Annotated in this window: 26 protein-coding genes; 23 read left to right on the top strand and 3 right to left on the bottom strand. The window is 64.3% G+C overall.

What is annotated here, in order from left to right; genetic code table 11:
• The first annotated feature begins 4 nt into the window (after positions 1-4).
• The 13 genes from flhF (at position 5) to ACIPZF_RS02965 (ending at position 11,970) form a co-directional block, all read left to right on the top strand.
• Entirely contained in the window at positions 5-1,312 is a 1,308-nt protein-coding gene (gene flhF / locus ACIPZF_RS03025) for a flagellar biosynthesis protein FlhF (RefSeq protein ID WP_400795098.1), read from the top strand.
• Positions 1,313-1,405: 93 nt separating this feature from the next.
• Positions 1,406-2,239, top strand: coding sequence for a flagellar synthesis regulator FleN (gene fleN / locus ACIPZF_RS03020; RefSeq protein WP_275637906.1), 834 nt, complete (start codon positions 1,406-1,408; stop codon positions 2,237-2,239).
• Positions 2,236-2,976 (top strand): RNA polymerase sigma factor FliA, encoded by a 741-nt coding sequence (gene fliA / locus ACIPZF_RS03015; RefSeq protein WP_387527675.1) that lies wholly within the window; start codon positions 2,236-2,238, stop codon positions 2,974-2,976. Before fleN ends, fliA begins: the two co-directional genes overlap by 4 nt.
• Before the next feature lie 103 nt (positions 2,977-3,079).
• Positions 3,080-3,454: a chemotaxis response regulator CheY gene (locus ACIPZF_RS03010; protein WP_104881405.1), complete on the top strand. Its 375-nt coding sequence runs from the start codon at positions 3,080-3,082 to the stop codon at positions 3,452-3,454.
• An 18-nt stretch (positions 3,455-3,472) separates the two neighbouring features.
• Entirely contained in the window at positions 3,473-4,261 is a 789-nt protein-coding gene (locus ACIPZF_RS03005) for a protein phosphatase CheZ (RefSeq protein WP_400795095.1), read from the top strand.
• 12 nt (positions 4,262-4,273) lie between these two features.
• A complete protein-coding gene (locus ACIPZF_RS03000; protein WP_400795093.1) occupies positions 4,274-6,475 on the top strand; it encodes a chemotaxis protein CheA in 2,202 nt (733 codons plus the stop codon).
• A gap of 46 nt (positions 6,476-6,521) precedes the next feature.
• Positions 6,522-7,649: a chemotaxis response regulator protein-glutamate methylesterase gene (locus ACIPZF_RS02995; RefSeq protein ID WP_400795091.1), complete on the top strand. Its 1,128-nt coding sequence runs from the start codon at positions 6,522-6,524 to the stop codon at positions 7,647-7,649.
• Entirely contained in the window at positions 7,649-8,389 is a 741-nt protein-coding gene (locus ACIPZF_RS02990; RefSeq protein WP_400795089.1) for a flagellar motor protein, read from the top strand. Before ACIPZF_RS02995 ends, ACIPZF_RS02990 begins: the two co-directional genes overlap by 1 nt.
• A gap of 3 nt (positions 8,390-8,392) precedes the next feature.
• A complete protein-coding gene (gene motD / locus ACIPZF_RS02985) occupies positions 8,393-9,241 on the top strand; it encodes a flagellar motor protein MotD (protein ID WP_400795087.1) in 849 nt (282 codons plus the stop codon).
• Positions 9,242-9,381: 140 nt separating this feature from the next.
• Positions 9,382-10,173, top strand: a complete 792-nt coding sequence (locus ACIPZF_RS02980) for a ParA family protein (RefSeq protein ID WP_400795085.1) — start codon at positions 9,382-9,384, stop codon at positions 10,171-10,173.
• Positions 10,170-11,051 (top strand): CheW domain-containing protein, encoded by an 882-nt coding sequence (locus ACIPZF_RS02975; RefSeq protein WP_400795084.1) that lies wholly within the window; start codon positions 10,170-10,172, stop codon positions 11,049-11,051. Before ACIPZF_RS02980 ends, ACIPZF_RS02975 begins: the two co-directional genes overlap by 4 nt.
• Before the next feature lie 42 nt (positions 11,052-11,093).
• Entirely contained in the window at positions 11,094-11,573 is a 480-nt protein-coding gene (locus ACIPZF_RS02970) for a chemotaxis protein CheW (protein ID WP_016393802.1), read from the top strand.
• Between the two features lies 1 nt (position 11,574).
• Positions 11,575-11,970: a DUF2802 domain-containing protein gene (locus ACIPZF_RS02965; protein ID WP_400795083.1), complete on the top strand. Its 396-nt coding sequence runs from the start codon at positions 11,575-11,577 to the stop codon at positions 11,968-11,970.
• A gap of 42 nt (positions 11,971-12,012) precedes the next feature.
• Here the strand turns inward: ACIPZF_RS02965 and ACIPZF_RS02960 are convergent, their stop codons facing one another.
• The 3 genes from ACIPZF_RS02960 to ACIPZF_RS02950 form a co-directional block, all read right to left on the bottom strand.
• Positions 12,013-14,760, bottom strand: coding sequence for a dermonecrotic toxin domain-containing protein (locus ACIPZF_RS02960; protein ID WP_400795082.1), 2,748 nt, complete (start codon positions 14,758-14,760; stop codon positions 12,013-12,015).
• Positions 14,761-14,846: 86 nt separating this feature from the next.
• Positions 14,847-15,200, bottom strand: a complete 354-nt coding sequence (locus ACIPZF_RS02955) for an EscU/YscU/HrcU family type III secretion system export apparatus switch protein (protein ID WP_400795081.1) — start codon at positions 15,198-15,200, stop codon at positions 14,847-14,849.
• Complete coding sequence (locus ACIPZF_RS02950; protein ID WP_400795079.1) at positions 15,197-16,741, bottom strand: flagellar hook-length control protein FliK; 1,545 nt, start codon at positions 16,739-16,741, stop codon at positions 15,197-15,199. The genes ACIPZF_RS02955 and ACIPZF_RS02950 overlap by 4 nt, the downstream gene beginning before the upstream one ends.
• Before the next feature lie 132 nt (positions 16,742-16,873).
• On the opposite strand from ACIPZF_RS02950, the gene ccmA reads away from it, so the two are divergent.
• Genes ccmA through ACIPZF_RS02900 form a run of 10 tightly spaced genes read left to right on the top strand, consistent with a single transcriptional unit; the run spans position 16,874 to position 24,195 of the window.
• Positions 16,874-17,506 (top strand): cytochrome c biogenesis heme-transporting ATPase CcmA, encoded by a 633-nt coding sequence (ccmA, locus tag ACIPZF_RS02945; RefSeq protein ID WP_400795077.1) that lies wholly within the window; start codon positions 16,874-16,876, stop codon positions 17,504-17,506.
• Positions 17,494-18,171 (top strand): heme exporter protein CcmB, encoded by a 678-nt coding sequence (gene ccmB, locus ACIPZF_RS02940; RefSeq protein WP_400795075.1) that lies wholly within the window; start codon positions 17,494-17,496, stop codon positions 18,169-18,171. Before ccmA ends, ccmB begins: the two co-directional genes overlap by 13 nt.
• Positions 18,172-18,217: 46 nt before the next feature.
• Positions 18,218-18,982, top strand: a complete 765-nt coding sequence (locus ACIPZF_RS02935; RefSeq protein WP_400795073.1) for a heme ABC transporter permease — start codon at positions 18,218-18,220, stop codon at positions 18,980-18,982.
• Entirely contained in the window at positions 18,982-19,158 is a 177-nt protein-coding gene (gene ccmD, locus ACIPZF_RS02930) for a heme exporter protein CcmD (RefSeq protein ID WP_400795071.1), read from the top strand. The genes ACIPZF_RS02935 and ccmD overlap by 1 nt, the downstream gene beginning before the upstream one ends.
• Complete coding sequence (gene ccmE, locus ACIPZF_RS02925; protein ID WP_400795069.1) at positions 19,155-19,598, top strand: cytochrome c maturation protein CcmE; 444 nt, start codon at positions 19,155-19,157, stop codon at positions 19,596-19,598. The genes ccmD and ccmE overlap by 4 nt, the downstream gene beginning before the upstream one ends.
• 11 nt (positions 19,599-19,609) lie before the next feature.
• Positions 19,610-21,583 carry a heme lyase CcmF/NrfE family subunit gene (locus tag ACIPZF_RS02920; RefSeq protein WP_400796074.1) on the top strand — a complete coding sequence of 658 codons (1,974 nt, stop codon included), beginning with the start codon at positions 19,610-19,612 and terminating at the stop codon, positions 21,581-21,583.
• Positions 21,580-22,116, top strand: a complete 537-nt coding sequence (locus tag ACIPZF_RS02915; RefSeq protein WP_400795067.1) for a DsbE family thiol:disulfide interchange protein — start codon at positions 21,580-21,582, stop codon at positions 22,114-22,116. The genes ACIPZF_RS02920 and ACIPZF_RS02915 overlap by 4 nt, the downstream gene beginning before the upstream one ends.
• Positions 22,113-22,589, top strand: a complete 477-nt coding sequence (locus tag ACIPZF_RS02910) for a cytochrome c-type biogenesis protein (RefSeq protein ID WP_400795065.1) — start codon at positions 22,113-22,115, stop codon at positions 22,587-22,589. Before ACIPZF_RS02915 ends, ACIPZF_RS02910 begins: the two co-directional genes overlap by 4 nt.
• On the top strand, positions 22,582-23,760 hold the full coding sequence (ccmI, locus tag ACIPZF_RS02905) for a c-type cytochrome biogenesis protein CcmI (RefSeq protein ID WP_400795063.1): 1,179 nt from the start codon (positions 22,582-22,584) through the stop codon (positions 23,758-23,760). The genes ACIPZF_RS02910 and ccmI overlap by 8 nt, the downstream gene beginning before the upstream one ends.
• 12 nt (positions 23,761-23,772) lie before the next feature.
• Positions 23,773-24,195, top strand: coding sequence for a hypothetical protein (locus ACIPZF_RS02900; protein WP_400795061.1), 423 nt, complete (start codon positions 23,773-23,775; stop codon positions 24,193-24,195).
• Positions 24,196-24,378: the final 183 nt, after the last annotated feature.

The following is a 24,378-nucleotide window of genomic DNA, read 5'->3' as shown; positions in this document are numbered from 1 at the left end:
GGTTATGCAAGTTAAGCGTTTTTTCGCCGCCGATATGCGTCAGGCCATGAAGCTGGTTCGTGATGAGCTGGGCTCCGATGCCGCCATCATCGGTAACCGCCGCATCGCCGGCGGTGTCGAATTGACGGCCGCGCTGGACTACAAGCTGTCCGCGCTGGCCCCCCGCGTGCCCAATGCCGAGCTCGAAGAAGAGCTGCGCAAGACCCAGACGCGTATCGCCACCGCCCAGGCCGAGCTGGACAACCGCAGCGAGGCCAGCGAAGGCAGTCGCCAATTGTTCGCCGGCCAGTCGCTGACCGCGTCGGAGCCATTGATCGACCCGTACGTGGAGGCACCCGCCGCAGCCGCCCCGGCCGCCCCGGCGCCGGTCGATCCACGCCTGTTCGATGCCATGCGCTCGGAACTGTCGGGCCTGCGCGAGCTGCTCGAAGTGCAGCTCGGTTCGCTGGCCTGGAACCAGCTGCAAGGCAGCAAGCCGGCCCAGGCCAACCTCTGGCGCCGCTTGCAGCGCATCGGCCTGTCCGGCCCGATTGCCCGCGAACTGCTCGAGCTCACCCAGGAGATCGAAGAGCCGCGCCATGCCTGGCGCATGCTGCTGGCGCACCTGGCGCGGATGATCGACGTGCCCGAGGTCGAGCCGATCGAAGAGGGCGGTGTGATCGCCATGGTCGGCCCCGCCGGCATGGGCAAGACCACCACCCTGGCCAAGCTGGCCGCGCGCTACGTGCTCAAGTACGGCCCGCAGAACCTGGCACTGGTGAGCATGGACAGCTTCCGCATCGGAGCCCAGGAGCAGCTCAAGACCCTGGGGCGCATCCTCAACGTGCCGGTGACCTACGTCGACCCGGGCCAGTCGCTGGCCCAGGCGCTGGAGCCGCTGCTGCGCAAGCGCGTGGTGCTGATCGATACCGCCGGCCTGCAGGCCAGCGACCCGGCCCTGCGCATGCAGCTGGAAAGCCTGGCCAGTCGTGGCATCGCCTCGAAAAACTACCTGGTACTGGCCACTACCAGCCAGAAGCAGGTGCTGACCGCCGCCTACCACAGCTACAAGCGCTGCGGCCTGGCCGGTTGCATCCTGACCAAACTCGATGAAACGGCGAGCCTCGGCGATGTGCTGAGCCTGGCCATCAGTCATGAACTGCCCGTGGCCTACCTCACCGATGGCCCGCGCATTCCTGACGACCTGCACCTGCCACGGGCGCACCAGTTGGTGACTCGCGCGGTGAATGTGCAGTTGCAGGACGAGCCCAGCGAAGAGGCCATGGCCGATATGTTCGCTGATCTCTATCACAACCCGCGGCGAGCGGGTTGATGATGAAGCGTGTGCAAAATACCTACATCAAGGGGGCTGGCGTATTGCCCCTCGTGTGGCTTGGGTCCAAGCGAGACAAGGTAAACAACGAACATGGGTAGCATGCATCCCGTACAGGTGATCGCCGTAACCGGTGGCAAAGGTGGCGTCGGCAAGACTAACGTTTCAGTGAACCTGTCCCTGGCACTGGCCGAGCTCGGCCGCCGGGTCATGCTGCTGGACGCCGACCTGGGCCTGGCCAATGTCGACGTGTTGCTGGGCCTGGCGCCGAAACGCACCCTGGCCGATGTCATCGAGGGGCGTTGCGAACTGCGCGACGTGCTGTTGCAGGGGCCGGGCGGTGTGCGCATCGTGCCGGCGGCCTCCGGCACTCAGAGCATGGTGCACCTGGCCCCGGCCCAGCATGCCGGGCTGATCCAGGCGTTCAGCGAGATTGGCGACAACCTCGACGTGCTGGTCATCGACACCGCTGCGGGCATTGGTGATTCGGTGGTCAGCTTCGTCCGCGCGGCGCAGGAAGTGCTGCTGGTGGTGTGCGACGAACCCACCTCGATCACCGACGCCTACGCGCTGATCAAGCTGCTCAACCGCGACTACGGGATGAACCGTTTCCGCGTGCTGGCCAACATGGCGCAGAGCCCGCAGGAAGGGCGCAACCTGTTCGCCAAGCTGACCAAGGTCACCGACCGCTTCCTCGACGTCGCCCTGCAATACGTCGGCGCCGTGCCCTACGACGAGTGCGTGCGCAAGGCGGTGCAGAAACAACGGGCCGTCTACGAGGCGTTCCCACGTTCCAAATGCGCACTGGCGTTCAAGGCCATTGCGCAGAAGGTCGACAGCTGGCCGTTGCCAGCCAACCCGCGCGGGCACCTGGAGTTCTTCGTCGAGCGCCTGGTGCAGCCCACCAGTGCAGGGCCAGTGTTATGAGTGCGAGCGGTTTCAAGATGTACAGCAAAGCGTCCAAGGACGCCCAGTACGAACTGATCGAACGCTACGCTCCGCTGGTCAAGCGCATTGCCTACCATTTGCTGGCGCGCCTGCCGGCCAATGTGCAGGTCGAAGACCTGATCCAGGCCGGCATGATCGGCCTGCTGGAAGTCGCCAACAAGTATGACGCCAGCAAGGGTGCGAGCTTCGAAACCTACGCCGGCATCCGCATCCGCGGGGCCATGCTCGACGAGGTGCGAAAAGGGGATTGGGCGCCGCGTTCGGTGCACCGCAACACCCGCATGGTCAGCGACGCGATGCGCGCCGTGGAAGCCAGAACCGGTCGCGACGCTAAAGATCATGAAGTTGCTGCCGAACTCCAATTGAGTCTCGATGATTACTACGGGATTTTGAACGATACCCTGGGCAGCCGCCTGTTCAGTTTCGACGACCTGTTGCAGGACGGCGAACACGAAGGGCTGCACGAGGATGGCGCCAGTGGCCAGGTCGAGCCGTCGCGCGACCTGGAAGACGAGCGCTTCCAGGCTGCCCTGACCGATGCCATCGCCAACCTGCCGGAGCGTGAGCGGCTGGTCCTGGCGCTGTACTACGACGAAGAGCTGAACCTCAAGGAAATCGGTGAGGTGCTGGGGGTCAGCGAATCGCGTGTCAGCCAGCTGCACAGCCAGTGTGCCGCGCGCCTGCGCAGCCGCCTGGGGGAATGGCGGGCGCGTTGAGCCTGAAGTCGTTGCAGTCGTTTCACGTTGTACCGAATTGATTGAATGCGCGCTCGGGGCCGAGCGCGTTAGAGACTGCTTGGAGGTCTAATTGAACAAAGACATGAAAATCCTCATCGTTGACGACTTTTCGACGATGCGGCGGATCATCAAGAACCTGCTGCGTGATCTGGGCTTCACCAACACCGACGAAGCCGACGACGGCACCACGGCGCTGCCGATGCTCGAAAGCGGCCACTACGACTTCCTGGTGACCGACTGGAACATGCCGGGCATGTCCGGTATCGACCTGCTGCGCAAGGTGCGCGCGCATGACCGTCTGAAGGGCATGCCGGTGCTGATGGTGACCGCCGAAGCCAAGCGCGACCAGATCATCGAAGCGGCCCAGGCCGGCGTCAATGGTTACGTGGTCAAGCCGTTCACCGCGCAGGTTCTCAAAGAAAAGATCGAAAAGATCTTCGAACGCGTCAACGGCTGAATCAGCTCAGGGGGCGCCATGGAATCATCACAAACGTCTTTGGGGGAGTTCGAATCGACCCTGAAGAAGCATGCCCAGCAGTTGGTCGAAAGCCTGGAGAAGGGGCAGTTCGGCGAGGCCGTGCAGCTGATTCATCAGCTCAATCAGACCCGCGACCGTGGCCTGTATCAGGAAGTCGGCAAGCTGACCCGTGAGCTGCACAGCGCGATCGTCAGCTTCCAGATCGACCCGCGCATGCCGCAGGCCGAGGAAGTCTCGCAGATCACCGACGCCACCGAGCGTTTGTCCTATGTGGTCAAACTGACCGAAGGCGCCGCCAACCGCACCATGGACCTGGTCGAGGAGAGCACCCCGGTGCTCAACGACCTGGCGACCGAGGCGCAGAGCCTGAGTGTCGACTGGCAGCGCTTCATGCGCCGCGAAGTTGCCGCGCCGGAGTTCCGTGATCTGGTCAAGCGCGTCGACAGTTTTCTGACGCATAGCGCCGAAGGCAACCGCAAGGTTTCCGGCCACCTCAATGACATTCTGCTGGCCCAGGACTATCAGGACCTGACCGGGCAGGTGATCAAGCGGGTGACCGCGTTGGTGACCGAAGTCGAAAGCAATCTGCTCAAGCTCGTGCTGATGGCCAGTCAGGTCGACCGCTTTGCCGGTATCGAACATGACCACCAGCAGCTGCGTGCTGAAAAAGATGAAGAAAAATATCCGGCTCGGGGTGAAGGTCCGCAGATTCATGCCGATAAGCGTGAAGACGTCGTGTCCGGTCAGGACGATGTCGATGATCTGCTGTCCAGCCTGGGTTTTTGAGGAGCACGTTTAATGAGCTTCGGCGCCGATGAAGAAATCCTTCAGGATTTCCTGGTAGAAGCCGGCGAAATTCTTGAGCAACTGTCCGAGCAACTGGTCGAGCTGGAAAGCCGGCCCGACGATGCCGACCTGCTCAATGCGATCTTTCGCGGTTTCCACACTGTAAAAGGGGGCGCCGGCTTCCTCCAGCTCAACGAGCTGGTGGAGTGCTGCCATATCGCCGAGAACGTGTTCGACATCCTGCGCAAAGGTGAGCGCCGGGTCGATGCGGAACTGATGGACGTGGTGCTCGAAGCGCTCGACACGGTCAACAGCATGTTCGGCCAGGTGCGCGAACGCAGCGAAGTGACCCCGGCCACGCCCGAGCTGCTGGCGGCATTGTCGCGCCTGGCCGAGCCAGGGAGTGCGCCAGCCCCTGCCGCGGTGGTGGAGGCTGCGACCGAGCCTGCTGCCGAGGCGGACATCACCGATACCGAATTCGAACAGTTGCTCGACTCGCTCGACGCGGTCAAGGCCGAAGCTGCCGCTGCAGAGCAGCAGCTTCAAGGCGAAACCGTGAGCGGCGCCGGCGACGAGATCACCGACGCCGAGTTCGAATCGCTGCTCGACCAGTTGCACGGCAAGGGCCAGTTCTCGGCTGAAGTGGTTGCCAGCGAGCCGGTTGCCGTCGCTGCCAGTGCACCGGCCAGCGATGAGATCACCGACGAAGAATTCGAGTCGCTGCTGGACCAACTGCACGGCAAAGGCACCTTCCAGGCCGATGCGCTGCCGGTTGCCGCGCCTGCACAGGTCAACGCTGCACCGGCTGCCGCCAGCGGCGATGAGATCAGCGAACACGAGTTCGAAGCACTGCTCGACCAGCTGCATGGCAAAGGCAAGTTTTCTGGCGATGCCGTCACCGCCGAAGCGCCGGCTGCGGTTGCTGCGCCTGTCGCCGCCAAGCCGCAAAGCCAGCCTGTCGCTCAGCCGGCACCCGCTGCTGTGGCCAAGCCCGCCGCGCCGGCCCGTACCCCGGCCCCGGCCGCGGAAAAGCACGTCAGCGAGGCGGAAACCACCGTGCGCGTCGATACCGCGCGGCTGGACGAGATCATGAACATGGTCGGCGAGCTGGTGCTGGTGCGTAACCGCCTGGTACGCCTGGGCTTGAACAGCGGCGACGAGGCCATGTCCAAGGCCGTGTCGAACCTCGACGTGGTTACCGCCGACCTGCAGACCGCGGTGATGAAAACCCGCATGCAGCCGATCAAGAAAGTCTTCGGCCGCTTCCCGCGCCTGGTCCGCGACCTGGCCCGCCAGCTCAAGAAAGAGATCAACCTGGAGCTGGTCGGTGAAGAGACCGACCTCGACAAGAACCTGGTCGAGGCCCTGGCCGACCCGTTGGTGCACCTGGTGCGCAACGCCGTCGACCATGGCGTCGAAATGCCCGACGAGCGTGAAGCCTCGGGCAAGGCGCGCACCGGCCGCGTGGTGCTGTCGGCGGAACAGGAAGGCGACCACATCCTGCTGTCGATTTCTGACGATGGCAAGGGCATGGACCCCAACATCCTTCGCGCCAAGGCCGTGGAAAAAGGCCTGATGGACAAGGACGCCGCCGAGCGCCTGAGCGAGTCGGACTGCTACAACCTGATCTTCGCCCCGGGCTTCTCGACCAAAACGGAAATTTCCGACGTGTCCGGCCGTGGCGTCGGCATGGACGTGGTGAAAACCAAGATTTCCCAGCTCAACGGCTCGATCAACATCTTCTCGGCCAAGGGCCAGGGCTCGAAGATCGTCATCAAGGTGCCGCTGACCCTGGCGATCATGCCGACCCTGATGGTGATGCTGGGCAACCAGGCATTCGCTTTCCCGCTGGTCAACGTCAACGAGATCTTCCACCTCGACCTGTCGCGCACCAACGTGGTCGACGGCCAGGAAGTGGTGATCGTGCGCGACAAGGCACTGCCGCTGTTCTACCTCAAGCGCTGGCTGGTCCAGGGCCAGGTGCACGAAGAGCAGCGCGAGGGCCATGTGGTGATCCTCTCGGTCGGCACCCAGCGTATCGGCTTCGTGGTCGACCAGCTGGTGGGCCAGGAGGAGGTGGTGATCAAGCCGTTGGGCAAGATGCTGCAGGGCACCCCGGGCATGTCCGGCGCCACCATCACCGGCGACGGTCGCATTGCGCTGATCCTCGACGTTCCGAGCATGCTCAAGCGTTACGCGGCGCGGCGTATTTGATTTCGGTGGCGCGGCCTGACGGGCTGCGCCGCCTAATGGAGTGTTTATGGCAGTCAAGGTCCTGGTGGTGGATGATTCCGGTTTCTTCCGCCGCCGCGTCTCGGAAATCCTCTCGGCCGACCCGACGATCCAGGTCGTGGGTACCGCGACCAACGGCCGGGAAGCGATCGACCAGGCAGTGGCGCTCAAGCCCGATGTCATCACCATGGACTACGAAATGCCCATGATGGATGGCATCACCGCTGTGCGGCACATCATGCAGCGCTGCCCGACGCCGGTGCTGATGTTCTCTTCGCTGACCCACGAAGGCGCCCGGGTGACCCTCGATGCCTTGGACGCCGGCGCGGTGGATTACCTGCCGAAGAACTTCGAAGACATCTCGCGCAACCCGGAGAAGGTCAAGCAGATGCTGTGCGAAAAGGTCCATACCATTTCGCGCAGCAACCGCCGTTTTGGTGGCTACGCAAGCCCGGCGCCGGTCGCCGCGCCGGCACCTGCCAGCAGCGCTCCGGCTCCGGTCAGCAGCCTTGCCAGCCACGCCCCGGCGCGCACGGCGGCGCCTGCCCGCACTGCGCCAGCGGCGACTGCACATTCGCCAGCGCCCAAGCGCAAGCCTTACAAGCTGGTGGCCATTGGTACGTCCACCGGTGGCCCGGTAGCGCTGCAACGCGTGCTGACCCAGCTGCCAGCAGGTTTTCCGGCGCCGATCGTGCTGATCCAGCACATGCCGGCGGCGTTCACCAAGGCCTTTGCCGAGCGCCTCGACAAGCTGTGCAAGATCACCGTCAAGGAAGCCGAAGATGGCGACCTGCTGCGCCCCGGCCTGGCGCTGTTGGCCCCCGGTGGCAAGCAGATGATGATCGATGGCCGTGGCACGGTGAAAATCCTGCCCGGTGACGAGCGCCTCAACTACAAACCGTGCGTGGACATCACCTTCGGTTCGGCGGCGAAATCCTACGGCGACAAGGTGCTCTCGGTGGTGCTCACCGGCATGGGCGCTGACGGCCGTGAAGGCGCGCGCCTGCTCAAGCAGGGCGGCAGTACCGTGTGGGCCCAGGACGAAGCCAGCTGCGTGATCTATGGCATGCCCATGGCCATCGTCAAGGCCAACCTGGCCGATGCGGTGTACAGCCTGGATGAGATCGGCAAGCACCTGGTCGAGGCCTGCGTCTGATGGATGTCCTTAGCCTGATTGGCCTGATCCTGGCCTTCGTCGCCATCATCGGCGGCAACTTCCTCGAAGGCGGCCACGTCGGTGCGCTGATCAACGGCCCGGCGGCATTGATCGTGCTCGGCGGCACCCTGGCGGCGGCGTTGCTGCAATCGCCGCTGTCGTCGTTCAAGCGCGCCATGCAGATTGTCCGCTGGATCATCTTCCCGCCACGGGTCGACCTGGCCGGTGGCATCGACCGGGTGGTGAACTGGAGCCTGACCGCGCGCAAGGAAGGCCTGCTGGGCCTGGAAGGCGTGGCCGATGGCGAGCCCGACCCGTATGCGCGCAAAGGCCTGCAACTGCTGGTGGACGGCGCCGAGCCCGAGGCCATCCGCAGCATCCTCGAAGTCGACTTCCTGACCCAGGAAAGCCGCGATATCCAGGCCGCCAAAGTGTTCGAAAGCATGGGCGGCTATGCGCCGACCATCGGCATCATCGGTGCGGTGATGGGCCTGATCCACGTGATGGGCAACCTGGCCGACCCGTCGCAGCTGGGCACCGGCATCGCCGTGGCCTTCGTCGCCACCATCTACGGCGTTGCCAGCGCCAACCTGATCCTGCTGCCGGTCGCCAACAAGCTCAAGGCCATCGTCATGCGCCAGTCGCGCTACCGCGAGATGCTCCTCGAGGGCCTGTTGTCGATTGCCGAGGGTGAAAACCCGCGCTCGATCGAACTGAAGCTGCAAGGCTTCATGGAGTAACCCATGCGTCGCCGTCGCCATACCGAGGAACATGAGAATCACGAGCGCTGGCTGGTGTCGTACGCCGACTTCATCACCTTGCTGTTCGCCTTTTTCGTGGTCATGTATTCGATTTCCTCGATCAACGAGGGCAAGTACAAGGTCATCTCCCAGGCGCTGCTGGGAGTGTTCAACGACCCTGAGCGGAGCATGAAGCCGATCCCCATCGGCGATGAGCAGCCGCTGAGCGTCAAGCCAGCCGAGCCGTTGATCAAGGACAGCGAACAGACTGACGCGGGCCTGGCGCAGAGCAGCGTCGACCCGCTGAAAGCCATCAGCGATGACGTGCGCGATGCTTTCGGCGACCTGATCAAGTCCGACCAGATGACCGTGCGCGGCAACGAGTTGTGGGTGGAGATCGAGCTCAACTCTTCGTTGCTGTTCGGCAGTGGCGATGCGATGCCCAGCGACAAGGCGTTCGACATCATCGAAAAGGTGGCCAACATCCTCAAACCGTTCGCCAACCCGGTGCACGTCGAAGGCTTCACCGACAACCTGCCGATTCGTACCGCGCAGTACCCGACCAACTGGGAGCTGTCTTCGGCGCGGGCGGCGAGCATCGTCCGCCTGCTGGCGATGGAAGGGGTCAACCCGGCGCGCATGGCGTCGGTCGGTTACGGTGAGTATCAGCCGCTGGCCAGCAACGACACCGCCGAAGGGCGCGCGCGCAACCGCCGGGTGGTGCTGGTGATTTCCCGCAACCTCGAAGTGCGCCGCAGCCTCACGGGTTCCGGCACTGCCAATGCCAGCCCGGACGCCGCGCTGCGTCGGGCTGGCACACAAAGTGCACCGGCAGCAGGCGGCAGTAACTAAGTCAATTCTCTGTCACTGTGGGAGCGGGCTTGTCCCGCGAACGAAGCGACGCGATTGGATGGCACGGGCTACGCCCGTGTTCGCGGGACAAGCCCGCTCCCACAGGGGTGGGGCGCGAAAATCATGAGTCAGAGTTGTCTATGAGAGTCTGGGCAGTAGCCAATCAAAAAGGCGGGGTCGGCAAGACCACCACCACTATCGCCCTGGCCGGCCTGCTGGCCGAGGCGGGCAAGCGCGTGGTCGTCGTCGACCTCGACCCGCATGGCTCGATGACCAGTTATTTCGGGCACAACCCCGATGCCCTGGAGCACAGCTGCTACGACCTGTTCCTGCACAAGGGCCAGGTGCCGGAAGGCTTGCCGGGACAACTGTTGCTGCCGACCAGCCACGAGCGTATCTCGCTGCTGCCGTCCAGTACCGCATTGGCGGTGCTGGAGCGCCAGTCGCCCGGGCAGAGTGGCCTGGGCCTGGTGATCGCCAAGAGTCTGGCGCAGCTGTGGCAGGACTTCGACTTCGCCCTGATCGACAGCCCGCCGTTGCTCGGCGTGCTGATGGTCAATGCCCTGGCCGCCAGCCAGCAGCTGGTGGTGCCGGTACAGACCGAGTTCCTCGCGGTCAAAGGCCTGGAGCGCATGATCGGTACCCTGACCATGGTCAACCGCTCGCGCAAGCAGGCCTTGCCCTACCAGATCGTGCCGACCCTGTTCGACCGCCGTACCCAGGCCTCGCTGGGCACGCTCAAGGTGCTGCGCGATACCTATGAACATCAAGTGTGGCAGGGCTATATCCCGGTCGATACGCGCCTGCGCGATGCCAGCCGCAGTGGCGTCACGCCATCGCAGTTCGACGGCAAGAGCCGTGGGGTGATCGCTTACCGCGCCCTGCTCAAGCACCTGCTCACCTACAAGACAGCCGTGCAGGTGGCGTCATGACGATCAAGACCGGCAGCCGGCCGCAATTGGCCCTGCAGTCCTACCTCGACGGCCTGCTGCAGGAGGCCACCGAGGCCGACGATCTCCTCGACTTGCCGGCACCGGCGGCCCGCGACGAGTTCGCCGACGCTGTGCGTGAAGAGCAGGCCCGTGATGCCCGCCAGCGCACCGAGACGCCCGTCAGTACGCCAACGCCAAGGCCTTTCGCTGAACCGCAATTGAAAGTGCTGCCCACTGTACTGCCGGTCGAAGAACCGGTGGTTGCGGTGGTCGAGACCGAAGTGGTGGCGGAAGCCAGCATTCCGGTGCTGACCGAAGTCCAGGCGCCCGAACCGGTCGCGCCACTGGTCGAAGTACACCTGCCCGCGCCGAACGTGCCCGCCCCGCCAGCCACGGTCGATGGCCGTCCGCTGTGGGCGGCCGAGCCGTTCGAATGCCTGCTGTTCGACGTCGCCGGCCTTACCCTGGCGGTGCCGCTGGTGTGCCTCGGCTCGATCTACAGCCTGCAAGGCCAGGAGCTGACGCCGCTGTTCGGCCAGCCGGACTGGTTCCTCGGCATCCTGACCTGCCAGGCGGGCAACCTGAAGGTGCTGGACACTGCGCGCTGGGTGATGCCCGACCGTTACCGGGACGACTTCCGCCAGGGCCTGAACTACGTGATTTCCGTGCAGGGCTACGAATGGGGCCTGGCCGTGCATCAGGTCAGCCGCTCGCTGCGCCTGGACCCGGCCGAGATCAAATGGCGCAGCCAGCGTGGCCAGCGCCCGTGGCTGGCCGGCACGGTCATCGAACACATGTGTGCACTGCTCGACGTCGCCGAACTGGCCGAGCTGATCGCCAGCGGCGCGGTCAAGCAGCTGCACGCCAACCACAAATAACTGCGAACACACCGCCAATGGCGGATTTTGAGGGCTAGGGGAATGAAAAAGTCGTCTGCACAGGGTTCCGAAGATCCAATCCTGCAATGGGTAACCTTCCGTCTGGACAACGAGTCCTACGGCATCAACGTGATGCAGGTGCAGGAAGTGCTGCGCTACACCGAGATCGCCCCGGTGCCGGGCGCGCCGAGCTACGTGCTGGGCATCATCAACCTGCGCGGCAATGTGGTGACGGTGATCGACACCCGCCAGCGCTTCGGCCTGATGCCGTCGGACGTCACCGATAACACCCGTATCGTTATCATCGAGGCCGACAAGCAAGTGGTTGGCATCCTGGTCGACAGCGTGGCCGAGGTGGTTTACCTGCGCCAATCGGAAATCGAAACCGCGCCGAACGTGGGTAACGAAGAGTCGGCCAAGTTCATCCAGGGCGTGTGCAACAAGAACGGCGAGCTGCTGATCCTGGTCGAACTGGACAAAATGATGACCGAGGAAGAGTGGTCCGAGCTGGAGAACATCTGAGTTGATCTTCGAGGTTGCTGTCATCTTCCTGGCGCTGCTGTGGGCAGTGAGCCTGTGGTTTTTCCTCAACTACAGCAAGCGCCAGCGCGAATTGGCCGCGCAGCAGGCCGTGGGCGATGCGCTGCGCGACCAGCGCATCAAGGACCTGGCCAAGCGCCTGGATGACTACCAGAACGGCACCGTGCGCATGGGTGAAGCCATTCACGAGCTGCGTGCGGCGGTGGCCAGCGTGCCAGACCGCCTGGAGCGCCTGGAGCAGCGCGACCCGAGCAGCGTCACCTTCAGCCAGGCGGCCAGGCTGGTGGGCATGGGCGCCAGCGTCTCGGAGCTGACCGAAACCTGCGGCCTGACCCAGGCCGAGGCGGAGTTGATGAGCAAGCTGCACCGGGCGGATTGAAGGGGAGTCACCCGAGCAGGTGCTCCCCTGGGTGTCTAGATCTCAGGTGTGCAACCACGACTGAGCCCCACCGATCCGAGCCAGGCGGCTGAGCGGGAAGCCTTGATCGAACGCGGTCAGGATCGCCTCGGGCGAGGCGATGTAATGCTTGTTGATCGTCGTGATGCCATGCAGGTTCCACAGTTGGCGCAGCTGGGCCAAGGCAGGGAGCTGGCGATCGACCATGTCACTGAGCAGGCGCGGCCCGGTGAGGTAACTCAAGCGCCGGGCGTACTGGGTGAACGCCTCGGGATCCACCAGCGGGTCCGGCTTGTGCATGTAGAAGGTCGGGTCTGCCAGCCAGCGCTCGTTCATCTCGGCGCCGATGGCCAGCAGTGTCGGATTGCCGGCTTGGCTGGCGATGAGGCTGTTGTTGAACAAGCCATTCATTCCAAGCTTCTCGTTGGACAACGGGTAGGGCAGCAGCAACCCTTGCTCGGAGCATGTCAGGCGCAAGTCGGCCAGCGGTCGGCCGGCGAACCCCATGGCTTCGCCCTGGGGCAACTCGCCTGGGGCGAGGAAGCTGTCATCGAGGTCCATGTAAATCCCGCCTTCATGATAAAGCAGGTGATAGCGCAACAGGTCCGACGCGGAGGCGTAGTTGCGCGCCAATCCACCATTGCCTTCGATTGCGGCCTGGTACTGTGCATGGTTGGGGGTCTGGCTGAAGAGCTCGAACCAAGGCTGCGATTCCAGCGGCAGGACGTGCAAGCCGGGTGCGTGCTCGGTCAGCAACTGCAGGTTTCTCTCGTAAGCCTCCGTGCTGGCGTTGCTGAGGTAGAGGCGGTACGTCCAGGGTGTGCCCTCGAGCAACTGGGCGTTGCGGCCGATGTTGGTCAGCAGGTCGGTTTCCATGACCTTGTCGCCGACCCAGATACCCGAGATGTGCATGGGCAACTCAGCTGGGGCTTGTGCAGGCACATTTTGCAGGTCGACAGGCAGGTGCAGGTCGATACCGAGGGCGCGCAGTGTAGCCATGCGGGTCTGGTCGCTGACCGTCCGAGGGCCAGTGACTGGCCGCAGGTTCTGCGAATCGAGGGTCGCCCGGTAGTAAGTAGGTAAAACCTCGTTCTGGTCTGCTGCAGTCAGAAATGCGTCTGCTTCTATGTCATAAACCACATCGCTGAAATAGCCTCCTATCGAGGCTTTCATCACATCGGGCTCGCCGTCATACCTGGGTATTCGTTGAATGGCAGCCGCGGTGGCGGGATCGCCACCTGCCACGGCTTCGATGACGTTGTCGTCACGGCGGAAAAACACCACCCCTTGCGGCTCTGCGAAGTGCGGTGGGTCCATGGGGCTCAATGGGTAACCCATGCGACCATTGAGTTCGCGAGGGGCAACGAAGCGGTCGCTGTGGTAGCGGAATAGCAGCGACCGCTCGCTGGCCAGGGCATGTGCCAGCGGCGCTGCGTTGAGCAAGCCGTAGACCGCATCGCCGACCCCTGAAGCTTTCTGCTCTGCGCTCTTGCCGTTGATTGCCTGATCGAGCCCCAGGCCAAACTGGGCCACACCACCGACGGCAAACACGATAGCCAGTTCCGGCACCACCAGCGCCAACGGTGCGAGCAGGTTGCAGGCGGTGCGCAGATAGCCGAGCCACCGCACCTTTTCCACCTGGCCAGCGGTGGTGATCAGCGCATCGGCGTCACGGTAACTGCGCAAGCGCTGGCGCTCGGCCAGTGCCTCAAACAGGTCGCCAGTGATGGGGAGGCTGTACGTTTTGACCTTGTAGTTGACATAGGTGTCTGGCGCCCACACGCCTTCGGTAGTGAATCCCGGGCGGTTGGACGACAGCTGATTGCGCTCTGGGTAGGCGGCCAGGCCATCGAGCGCCGTGTGCAGGCCGCTGTAGCTCAGGCCATCGGCGCGCTCGTCGATGGGGAAGTGAGCCTCGAGGGCCAGGCGCTTTTGCGGGTCCTTGCATTGTTCGGCGAACCACCCCTTCAGGTGCCGTTCCGTGCTGAACTCTTGCAAAGGTGAGGAGTTGCCGGGGGCATACAGAAGCGTCAGGCCGCTGGCTTTGTCCTTGAAGCAGATCAGGTCGGTCGCCGTGTAGCCGTACACGTTCAATGGCCGTGCCTGCACGATGGTGGGGCTGGCAATCAGGCCAGCAACGCGCCATGCCAGCAAAGCGGCATTGTGGCTCAGGCTGCCTTCGGCGACCTGTTTGTTGCAAGCGGCGATGAAGTTGATACGCTCGCTGACACTGTGATCATGCGCATGGTCCTGCCAGTAGCTGTCGAGCATGCTCTGGTAGGTGGTATGAAAATCCAGGTTCCAGATGAAGGTCTGAAAGGTTTCGGCCGCTATCGGAATGTGTGTTTCGCTGTTGTAGCGTTGCTCGGATTCGCGCCGAAACAGGCCATTGAACACTTCGTAGCCGGTGCTGTTGGTCAGCGCGTCTGGTACCTGGAGCTTGTCGACAATGTGCAGCGTGCCGGGCAGGTGACCGGCCCAAGGCTCGTGCAGCAGTGCGCCGACAAGGTTGTTGTCCGACTCGCCTTGCCAATTGCCGAGCAATGCTTCGGTCAGGCTCATGCGCTGCGCCACCACGGCGTTCCAGCCAGCTTGGCCGTCAGTCTGGTAGTGCAAGGTCACCACATCGGTATTGGCGATATCCAGCTTCACCCCTTGCTTGGCGCTCCAGCGTTCGATCGCTTGGCTTGCCGCCTGGTCTGGGCGAGGAAAATGGGTAAGGTGAGCGCGAACGAAGTCTGTTCCGCTGTTCTGGAGGTAAGGGATGCTCATGATGTCACCTGCGTTGTTCGAAGGTGAGCACTGTGCGAGCGGCGTGGTCGAAGGCTGCGTTAACTAATTAACACCTGCCGGGTGTGTCAGCTCGGGCGGGTGGGGTCCGCCTCGTAGGTCAGCAAGGCGCACTGGGGGGTGATGTCCCGGCTTGGCGCTGCTGGATCGCTGAAGCCTGGCGGTGCCTTGCCTTGAAGCTGCCAGGCGAAGGCAATGATTTCGGCGATGGTCAGGTACAGCGCTTCGGGTATCTGATCACCCAGCTCCAGGCGTGCCAGCAGGCTGACCAGCTCGGCGTTTTCATAAATTGGCACTTCATGCTCACGCGCCAGGGCCAGAATGGCTTCGGCCAGTTCGTCGTCACCTTTGGCGGTGAGCGTGGGGGCCTGCTGGCCGTCGTAACTCAGGGCAATGGCCTGGCGAATGGGCTTGTCCATCATGCGGTCTCGTCTACCCAGCGTTGTTCCACCCGTGTGCGTGGGCCTTGTGGTGGGATGCCAGGGTGGCATTCCAGGTCGCCGACATCCAGGCCGCGGGCCAGCAGGCGTTCGCGCAGTTGGCCGAGTTGGCCGTCGATCAGTCGCGCAGTCTGCTCACGTTCGGCCCACAGCTGGCCAGACAGGCGGCCCTGGGCCAATTGCGCCTGAACGTGCAAAGGCCCAAGCGGCGCCAGGTCGAAGGCCAGCTCGATGCGCCACAGTGCCTGCAGCGGATCCTGCGGCTCGCGCCGGCGGTCAGCCTGTTGCTGCGGCGTTTCCTCACGCTGCAGCTTGACCTGCAGGGGGATGAATTCCTGGCCGTGGCGCACCGGGATTTCCGTCTGCCAGGTGGTCTGCTGGTTGCCGTTTTCCAGCGTGCCGGTCTGTTGCAGGCTGCTCAGGGCGTGGCTCTGCAAGCGCGAGATGGCGGCGGCGGCCAGGCGCAGCAGTTGTTGCAGATCACCTTCGTTTTCCATGGCCTGCAACAGCCGTGAGGGCAATGGGAAGGCGCCCGGTGCGGGCTTTGGGCTGACCCGCTCCAGCATGCCCAGCGCACCGCGGGCCATGGCCGGCATTACCTGGGCCAGGGTGAGCGGGCTGGCGGGGGCGTTCACCGAGGCCTGGGTCATCAGCTGCAGCAGGTGTGCCTTGAGATCGGTGGCGACGCTGGCGCTCAGGCCATTGAGCAGCTTTGCCTCAAGGAAGGCGCCGCTGTTGTTGAAGGCCTGGGCGAGCGCTTTGCCGTCACTGAGCTGGCGTGCATCCGTGAGGCCGGCCAGCAGACTGTTGGCGGTGCTGCGTAATTCGCCAGCGCTGGTGGGGTTGCTGGCGATCTGCTGCAGGGCGCTGAGCAAACCGGGCAGGGAAGCCTGGCGGCCTTGCTGGGTGAGCAGTTGCTGGGCGACGTTCAACTGCTCCTGACGACCGCTGAGCGGCACGAAGCGCAGCGACTGGTCGCCCTGCACCACGGCGCTGAGCAGACTGCCGATGGGCAGCGGGCGCGGGCTGTCGAGGGTCAGCGTGGCGCCGGCCTGGGCCGTGTTCAACAGGCTGACCAGCGAACGGAAACTGGCCGCCTCGCCGGGGTTCGTGGGCAGTGCCAGGCTGGTCAGGACCTTGCCCTGCAGCAGGGTACCGAGCGCAACCTTGCTGGTGTCGAGCTGGGTGAGGGTGGCGACATTGCTGGCGTGGGCCTGTTGCAGCAGAACCGCCAGGCGGTTGCTTTCTGGCTGGCTGACGGTGATCTGGCTGCCCTGGGGGATCGGCTGGTTGGCCGTGGCCTGGACCTGGGCCTGGTTGCCATTGGCTTGCAGCACCTGCAGCAGCAATTGAAAGGTACTGCCGGTCTGACGCAGGGCCAGTACGTTGGCCTGCGCGGTTTCGCCTGGCTTGAGCAGGCCTGGCTGCGCCTGGGTCAGGTTGAGCAGTTCGCCGGTCAGCTGGGCCTTGATCGCCTGCGCATTGACAGCGGTTTGTGCACTGAGACTATTGATTTCAGTCATGATTGTATACAACCTGTGAGGCCCGCCCTCTTGGCAGCGTGGCAGCGCATGTAATAATGCCCGCCGTTCGCCAGTGCCAGTATAACGGCAGCGTGGGGGACGACTTGAGAAGCATATAGATAAGGCGAAACCGTGACCCTTCACCTCCAAGCCGTGGGCCTGGCCTGCGAGCGCGACTGGCGCCTGCTGTTCGAGCACCTCGATTTCGAGCTGCGGCCAGGCGACATGCTGCAGATCAGCGGGCCCAACGGCAGCGGCAAGACCAGCCTGCTGCGTTTGCTTGCCGGTTTGATGCAGCCGACTGCCGGGCAGATTCTGCTGGGCGGCCAGCCACTGGGCGAACAGCGCCACGCCCTGGCCAGCATCCTGCTGTGGATTGGCCACGCCGCTGGCATCAAGGACCTGCTCACCGCCGAAGAGAACCTGACCTGGCTGTGCGCCCTGCACCAGCCCGCGACTGGCGAGGCGATCTGGGCGGCACTGGCGGCCGTCGGCCTGCGCGGTTTCGAAGACGTTCCCTGTCATACCCTGTCCGCTGGCCAGCAACGTCGGGTGGCGCTCGCTCGGTTGTATCTGCACAGCCCGCCGCTGTGGATCCTCGATGAACCCTTCACCGCCCTCGACAAACAGGGCGTGGCCCAGCTCGAAGCGCACTTGGCAGCCCACTGCGAGCAAGGCGGCACGGTGGTGCTGACGACGCATCACAGCCTCGAATGCAAGCCCTCCGGCTACCGTGAACTGAACCTGGGGCAATGGGCGGCATGAGCGTATTCATCCTGTTGCTGCGCCGCGAAGCGCGCCTGTTGTTCCGCCGCCCGGCGGAGTTGGCCAACCCGTTGGTGTTCTTCGCCATCGTCGTTGCATTGTTCCCGCTGGCGGTTGGCCCGGAAAGCCAATTGTTGCAAACCTTGTCGCCCGGGCTTGTCTGGGTCGCTGCCTTGCTGGCCGTGCTGCTGTCGCTCGACGGCCTGTTTCGCAGCGATTTCGAGGACGGCTCGCTGGAGCAGTGGGTGCTGTCGCCGCACCCGCTGGCCCTGCTGGTGCTGGCCAAGGTGTTGGCGCACTGGATCTTTTCCGGGCTGGCGCTGGTATTGTTGGCGCCACTGCTGGCGCTGATGCTCGGGCTGCCAAGCCATTGCCTGCCGGTGCTGCTCGGCTCGCTGCTGCTGGGCACCCCGGTGCTGAGCCTGCTGGGTGCGGTCGGCGCGGCGCTGACCGTTGGCCTCAAGCGTGGCGGCTTGCTGCTGGCGTTGCTGATTCTGCCGTTGTATATCCCTGTATTGATCCTGGGCAGTGGTGCGTTGCAGGCGGCATTGCAGAATATGCCGGCCACCGGCCATCTGTTCTGGCTGGCCAGCCTCACGGCCCTGGCGGTCACCCTGGCACCCTTTGCGATAGCGGCCGGCCTGAAGATCAGCGTCGGCGAATAACGAGTCCTGGGCTCTCAAGCCCGGCTAATACCCTGGATGTACCCTGATGAAAATAAGTTGGACGTGGTTCCACAAACTGGGCTCCCCGAAATGGTTCTATGCCATCAGCGGCCGCATGCTGCCGTGGCTGGCCGTTTCCGCCATCCTGCTGCTGGTCACCGGCGTGGTCTGGGGCCTGGCTTTCGCCCCCGAGGATTACCAGCAGGGCAACAGCTTCCGCATCATCTATATTCACGTGCCGGCGGCGATGCTGGCGCAGTCCTGCTATGTGCTGCTGGCGGTGGCCGGGGTGGTGGGGCTGGTGTGGAAGATGAAGCTGGCCGATGTCGCTTTGCAATGCGCAGCGCCCATCGGCGCCTGGATGACCGCCGTGGCGCTGGTCACCGGTGCCATCTGGGGCAAGCCGACCTGGGGCAGCTGGTGGGTGTGGGACGCACGCCTGACCTCGATGCTGATTTTGCTGTTCCTGTACTTCGGCATCATCGCCCTGGGCCAGGCGATCAGTAACCGCGACAGCGCGGCCAAGGCCTGTGCGGTACTGGCAATCGTCGGGGTAATCAACATCCCGATCATCAAGTACTCGGTGGAGTGGTGGAACACCCTGCATCAGGGCGCCACCTTCACCCTCACCGAAAAGCCGGCGATGCCCGCCGAAATGTGGCTGCCGCTGCTGTGCACGGCGCTGGGCTTCTATTGCTTCTTTGGCGCCGTGCTGCTGCTGCGCATGCGCCTTGAAGTGCTCAAACGCGAAGCGCGTGCCAGTTGGGTCAAAGAAGAAGTGATGAACAGCCTGGGTCGGAGGGCCGCGTGATGAGCTTTTCTTCATTCGGCGATTTCCTCGCCATGGGCCACCATGGCCTGTACGTCTGGTCGGCCTATGGCATCTGCCTGGCGGTGCTGGCGGTGAATGTCGCAGCGCCTCTGCTGGCCCGCCGTCGCTACCTGCAAGAAGAGGCGCGCCGTTTGCGCCGGGAGAACAACCTGTGAATCCGCAGCGCAAGAAACGCCTGTTCCTGATCCTCGGCCTGCTGGCCGGGGTCGCGGTGGCCGTCGGCTTTGCCTTGAGCGCCCTGCAACAGAACATCAACCTGTTCTACACCCCGACGCAGATCGCCAATGGCGAGGCGCCGCTGGACACCCGCATTCGCGCTGGCGGCATGGTCGAGAAGGGCTCGCTGCAGCGCTCGGGCGATTCGCTCGACGTGCGCTTCGTGGTCACCGATTTCAACAAATCGGTGCCGATCACCTACCGTGGCATCCTGCCCGACCTGTTCCGCGAAGGGCAGGGCATCGTCGCCCTGGGCAAGCTCAATGCCGAGGGCGTGGTGGTGGCCGATGAGGTGCTGGCCAAGCACGATGAGAAATACATGCCGCCAGAGGTCACCAAGGCCCTGAAAGAGAGCGGCCAGGCGGAGGCCAAGCCATGAACGCCGCATTGGTGATCCCCGAACTCGGCCAGCTGGCGATGATCCTGGCGATCTGCTTTGCCGTCGTGCAGGCCACGGTACCGCTGCTCGGCGCCTGGCGCGGCGACAGCCTGTGGATGAGCCTGGCGCGCCCGGCGGCCTGGGGGCAGTTTGCCTTCCTGGCCTTCGCCTTCGCCTGCCTCACCCACGCCTTCATGACCGACAACTTCTCGGTCGCCTATGTGGCCAGCAACTCCAACAGCGCCTTGCCCTGGTACTACAAGTTCAGCGCCGTGTGGGGCGCGCATGAAGGCTCGTTGCTGTTGTGGGCGCTGATCCTCGGCGGTTGGACCTTTGCCGTGTCGGTATTCTCGCGCCAGTTGCCGCAGGTGATGCTGGCGCGTGTGCTGGCGGTGATGGGCATGATCAGCGTGGGCTTCCTGAGCTTCCTAATCATTACCTCAAACCCGTTCCAGCGCCTGTTGCCGCAAGTGCCGACCGATGGCCGCGACCTCAACCCACTGCTGCAGGACTTCGGCCTGATCGTCCACCCGCCGATGCTGTACATGGGCTACGTGGGCTTCTCGGTGGCCTTCGCCTTCGCCATCGCCGCGTTATTGGGTGGGCGCCTGGATGCCGCCTGGGCACGCTGGTCGCGACCCTGGACCATCGTCGCCTGGGCGTTTCTCGGCGTGGGTATCACCCTGGGCTCCTGGTGGGCCTACTACGAATTGGGCTGGGGCGGCTGGTGGTTCTGGGACCCGGTGGAAAACGCCTCGTTCATGCCCTGGCTGGTGGGCACCGCGCTGATCCACTCGCTGGCAGTGACGGAAAAACGCGGGGTGTTCAAAAGCTGGACCGTGCTGCTGGCCATCGCCGCCTTCTCGCTGAGCCTGCTGGGGACCTTCCTGGTGCGTTCCGGCGTGCTGACCTCGGTGCATGCCTTTGCCGCCGACCCGTCGCGCGGCGTGTTCATCCTGATCTTCCTGCTGTTCGTGGTGGGTGGTTCGCTGACCCTGTTCGCCCTGCGCGCTCCGGTGGTCAAGAGCCAGGTCGGCTTTGCCCTGTGGTCGCGCGAGACGTTGCTGCTGGCCAACAACCTGGTGCTGGTGGTAGCGGCGTCGATGATCCTGCTCGGCACGCTCTACCCGCTGGTGCTCGATGCCCTGACCGGAGCCAAGCTGTCGGTCGGCCCGCCGTACTTCGACGCGCTGTTCCTGCCGCTGATGGCGCTGCTGATGATCGTCCTCGGTGTCGGCGTGGTCGTGCGTTGGAAGGACACACCCGGCAAATGGCTGGCCAGCATGCTGACCCCGGTGCTGATCGGCAGCGCGGTGCTGGCGCCGGTAGCTGGTTTCATCGTCGACGATTTCGACTGGCCAACGCTCACCGCCTTCGCCCTGGCCGCCTGGGTGGTGCTCAGTGGCCTGCGCGACATATTTGACAAGACCCGCCACAAAGGCCTGGCCAAAGGCGTGCGCGGCCTCACCCGCAGCTACTGGGGCATGCAGCTGGCGCACCTGGGCCTGGCGGTGTGTGCGTTGGGCGTGGTGCTGTCGAGCAACAACAGCGCCGAGCGTGACCTGCGCCTGGCCCCGGGCGAAAGCGTGGAACTGGGCGGTTACCAATTCCTGTTCCAGGGCGCCAAGCACTTCGAAGGCCCGAACTTCATTTCCGACAAAGGCACCATCGTGGTCAGCCGCGACGGCCGTGAAGTGACCACGCTGCATCCGGAGAAGCGCCTGTACACGGTGCAACAGTCGATGATGACCGAGGCCGGCATCGATGCCGGCTTCACCCGCGACCTCTACGTCGCCCTCGGCGAGCCGCTGGATAACGGCGCCTGGGCCGTGCGCGTGCATATCAAGCCTTACGTTCGCTGGATCTGGCTGGGCGGTCTGCTGACCGGCCTGGGCGGTTTGCTGGCGGCCTTCGACCGACGCTACCGCGTCAAGGTCAAGACCCGGGTGCGTGATGTCCTGGGCGTGTCTGGAGCAGCTGCATGAAGCGTTGGATCATGGTGGTGCCGTTGGCGGTGTTTCTGCTGATGGCGGTTTTCCTCTACAAAGGGCTGTTCCTCAAGCCAGACGAGCTGCCTTCGGCAATGATCGGCAAGCCATTCCCGGCGTTTTCCCTGGCCTCGACCCAGGGTGACCGCACCCTGACCCAGGCCGACCTGCAGGGGCGCCCGGCGCTGGTCAACGTCTGGGCCACCTGGTGCCCGTCGTGCAAGGTCGAGCACCCGTACCTCAACCAGCTGGCCCAGCAGGGCGTGGTGATCTACGGCATCAATTACAAGGACGACAATGCCGCAGCGGTTAAGTGGCTGGCCGATTTCCACAACCCGTACCAGCTGGATATCCGCGACGAGCAGGGTAGCCTGGGCCTGGACCTGGGCGTGTACGGCGCGCCGGAAACCTTCCTGATCGACGCCAAAGGCATCATCCGCTACAAGCACGTCGGCATCGTCGATGCCTCGGTGTGGCGTGAGCAGCTGGCGCCGCTGTACCAGGGCCTGGTCGACGAGGCCAAGCGATGAAGCGCTGGCTTGCCGCCGCCGTGCTCGGTTTGAGCCTGGTTGGCGTGGCCAAGGCGGCCATCGATACCTACCAGTTCCGCGACGACGCCGAGCGTGAGCGTTATCAGCAACTGACCAAGGAACTGCGCTGCCCCAAGTGCCAGAACCAGGACATCGCCGATTCCAACGCACCGATCGCCGCCGACCTGCGCCGCGAGATCTTCCGCATGCTCGGCGAAGGCAAGAGCAACCAGCAGATCGTCGACTTCATGGTCGACCGCTACGGTGATTTCGTGCGCTACAAGCCAGCGCTCAGCGGGCGAACCTGGCTGCTCTGGTTCGGCCCGGGTCTGCTACTGGTTGGTGGCTTCGTGGCCCTGGCGGTGATCGTCCGCAGGCGCCGCACCCCGGTTGCCCAAGGCTCGCATGAGCTGTCCGTCGAAGAACGCGAGCGTCTCGCCAAACTGCTGGAAAAAGAACGCAACCATGACTGAATTCTGGCTTAGCGCGGGCCTGTTGCTGCTCGCCGCCCTCGGCTTTTTGCTGATCCCGATCCTGCGCGGCCGTGGCCGTCAGCAGGAAGAAGACCGAACCGCACTGAACGTTGCCCTGTACCAGGAACGCGTTGCCGAGCTGGCGGCCCAGCAGGCCGCCGGTGTGCTGGACGCAACGCAACTGGCCACAGGCCGCGACGAAGCTGCCCGTGAACTGTTGGCCGACACGGAAGGCGCCGAGGCACCGCGCCAAGGCCACTTGGGCAAGGTGCTGCCATTGCTGGCCGCCGTGCTGGTGCCGGTGATGGCGCTGGGGCTTTACCTGCATTTTGGTGCCGCCGACAAGGTCGAACTGACCCAGGAGTTCGCCGCCGCGCCCAAGTCGATGGAAGAGATGACCACGCGCCTGGAGCGCGCCGTCGAGGCCCAGCCGGACTCCGCCGAAGGCCTTTACTTCCTCGGCCGTGCCTACATGGCCGAGCAGCGCCCGGCGGATGCGGCCAAGGCTTACGAGCGGGCCCTGGCGTTGGCCGGGCGCCAGCCTGAACTGCTGGGCCAGTTGGCCCAGGCCTTGTATTTCGCCGCTAACAAACAATGGAGCGCGCAGGTGCAGGCGCTGACCGACGAGGCGCTCAAGGCTGATCCGAACGAGGTCACCAGCCTTGGCCTGCGCGGCATCGCTGCATTTGAAGGCGAGCGCTACCAGGAGGCCATCGACTATTGGAAGCGCCTGCTGGCGCAACTCCCTGAGGGCGACGCTTCGCGTGCGGCGCTGCAAGGCGGCATCGACCGAGCGGCCGAGCGCCTGGGCAAACCTGCGGCCTCGGTTGCCGCGCGCCTGAAAGTACGCGTGGAGCTGGCGGCGGCGCTGAAGGACAAGGTCAAACCTGACGACACGGTGTTCATCTTCGCTCGCGCCAGCAATGGCCCACCGATGCCGCTGGCAGCCAAGCGGGTGACCGTGGCGCAGCTGCCGCTGGAGGTCGAGCTGTCTGACGCCGATGCGATGATGCCGCAGATGAAACTGTCCGACTTCGCCGAAGTCCAACTGGTTGCACGTGTATCGCGCGCCGGCCAGCCCACCCGGGGCGAGTGGATCGGCCAGGGCGCACCGTTGGCCACCAGCACCCAGGGCACCCAGCACCTGACCATCGACAGCCCAGACCAGTAAGAGAACCCTGCCATGCGAAACGCCGTCCGCCTGACCTTGATCACCCTGGCCCTGGGTTTGTCCGCGTGTACCGTGCGTGAGCCGTACGAACAGCCGGCACCGCCCATCGAGACGGTGCCGCCGCAGAAGGGGCCGGTGGTCAAGCCCTTGCCCGGCGGCCAGCCCTCCACGCAGCCGAGCAAGCCAGCGGCCATTCCAAAACCGATGCCACGGACGTCCGCGAGCTTTGCGCCGCCACCGGGCGGTGCCAGCCATTGGGACCCCAAACTGGGTGTTTATGTGCTTGAGAAAAAGCCCAACACCTTCTACCGGCAGCGCACCTATTACCGCTATGAGAATAACGGCTGGAGCTGGTCGCTGAGCCCGGATGGCCCATGGCAGGAGACCGATAGCAGTGGTGTGCCGGGCGGGCTGGGGCGGGCGTTCGCGCAGTAGGTTTGACGGTTGGTGCTTGCACAGATCACGTGACGCCTTTGAGATCGAGCGCCGCCCGCGCGGCGCATCGCGGATAAATCCGCTCCCACGGCAAAAAATGTAGGAGCGGATTCATCCGCGATGCGCCGCGCGGGCGGCGCTCGATCTCAAGAGCGCCAAAAACCCATCGGCATGCACCCGCAG

It is taken from the genome of Pseudomonas sp. NPDC089752 (assembly GCF_044748725.1).
GTDB lineage: Bacteria > Pseudomonadota > Gammaproteobacteria > Pseudomonadales > Pseudomonadaceae > Aquipseudomonas.
The sequence above is the reverse complement of the archived record's forward strand: the minus strand, read 5'-3'. Positions and strand labels throughout refer to the sequence as shown.

Bases quoted from the DNA above. Each gene is read 5' to 3' on its own strand.
- ccmB (WP_400795075.1), top strand. From the start codon at position 17,494: ATGGGCGGCATGAGCGTATTCATCCTGTTGCTGCGCCGCGAAGCGCGC.
- ACIPZF_RS02915 (WP_400795067.1), top strand. From the start codon at position 21,580: ATGAAGCGTTGGATCATGGTGGTGCCGTTGGCGGTGTTTCTGCTGATG.
- ACIPZF_RS03005 (WP_400795095.1), top strand. From the start codon at position 3,473: ATGGAATCATCACAAACGTCTTTGGGGGAGTTCGAATCGACCCTGAAG.
- ACIPZF_RS02995 (WP_400795091.1), top strand. From the start codon at position 6,522: ATGGCAGTCAAGGTCCTGGTGGTGGATGATTCCGGTTTCTTCCGCCGC.
- ccmI (WP_400795063.1), top strand. From the start codon at position 22,582: ATGACTGAATTCTGGCTTAGCGCGGGCCTGTTGCTGCTCGCCGCCCTC.
- ACIPZF_RS02975 (WP_400795084.1), top strand. From the start codon at position 10,170: ATGACGATCAAGACCGGCAGCCGGCCGCAATTGGCCCTGCAGTCCTAC.
- fliA (WP_387527675.1), top strand. From the start codon at position 2,236: ATGAGTGCGAGCGGTTTCAAGATGTACAGCAAAGCGTCCAAGGACGCC.
- ACIPZF_RS03000 (WP_400795093.1), top strand. From the start codon at position 4,274: ATGAGCTTCGGCGCCGATGAAGAAATCCTTCAGGATTTCCTGGTAGAA.
- ACIPZF_RS02980 (WP_400795085.1), top strand. From the start codon at position 9,382: ATGAGAGTCTGGGCAGTAGCCAATCAAAAAGGCGGGGTCGGCAAGACC.
- ACIPZF_RS03010 (WP_104881405.1), top strand. From the start codon at position 3,080: ATGAAAATCCTCATCGTTGACGACTTTTCGACGATGCGGCGGATCATC.
- ACIPZF_RS02990 (WP_400795089.1), top strand. From the start codon at position 7,649: ATGGATGTCCTTAGCCTGATTGGCCTGATCCTGGCCTTCGTCGCCATC.
- fleN (WP_275637906.1), top strand. From the start codon at position 1,406: ATGGGTAGCATGCATCCCGTACAGGTGATCGCCGTAACCGGTGGCAAA.
- ACIPZF_RS02950 (WP_400795079.1), bottom strand. From the start codon at position 16,741: ATGACTGAAATCAATAGTCTCAGTGCACAAACCGCTGTCAATGCGCAG.
- ACIPZF_RS02960 (WP_400795082.1), bottom strand. From the start codon at position 14,760: ATGAGCATCCCTTACCTCCAGAACAGCGGAACAGACTTCGTTCGCGCT.
- motD (WP_400795087.1), top strand. From the start codon at position 8,393: ATGCGTCGCCGTCGCCATACCGAGGAACATGAGAATCACGAGCGCTGG.
- ccmD (WP_400795071.1), top strand. From the start codon at position 18,982: ATGAGCTTTTCTTCATTCGGCGATTTCCTCGCCATGGGCCACCATGGC.
- flhF (WP_400795098.1), top strand. From the start codon at position 5: ATGCAAGTTAAGCGTTTTTTCGCCGCCGATATGCGTCAGGCCATGAAG.
- ACIPZF_RS02970 (WP_016393802.1), top strand. From the start codon at position 11,094: ATGAAAAAGTCGTCTGCACAGGGTTCCGAAGATCCAATCCTGCAATGG.
- ACIPZF_RS02910 (WP_400795065.1), top strand. From the start codon at position 22,113: ATGAAGCGCTGGCTTGCCGCCGCCGTGCTCGGTTTGAGCCTGGTTGGC.
- ACIPZF_RS02900 (WP_400795061.1), top strand. From the start codon at position 23,773: ATGCGAAACGCCGTCCGCCTGACCTTGATCACCCTGGCCCTGGGTTTG.
- ACIPZF_RS02955 (WP_400795081.1), bottom strand. From the start codon at position 15,200: ATGATGGACAAGCCCATTCGCCAGGCCATTGCCCTGAGTTACGACGGC.
- ACIPZF_RS02935 (WP_400795073.1), top strand. From the start codon at position 18,218: ATGAAAATAAGTTGGACGTGGTTCCACAAACTGGGCTCCCCGAAATGG.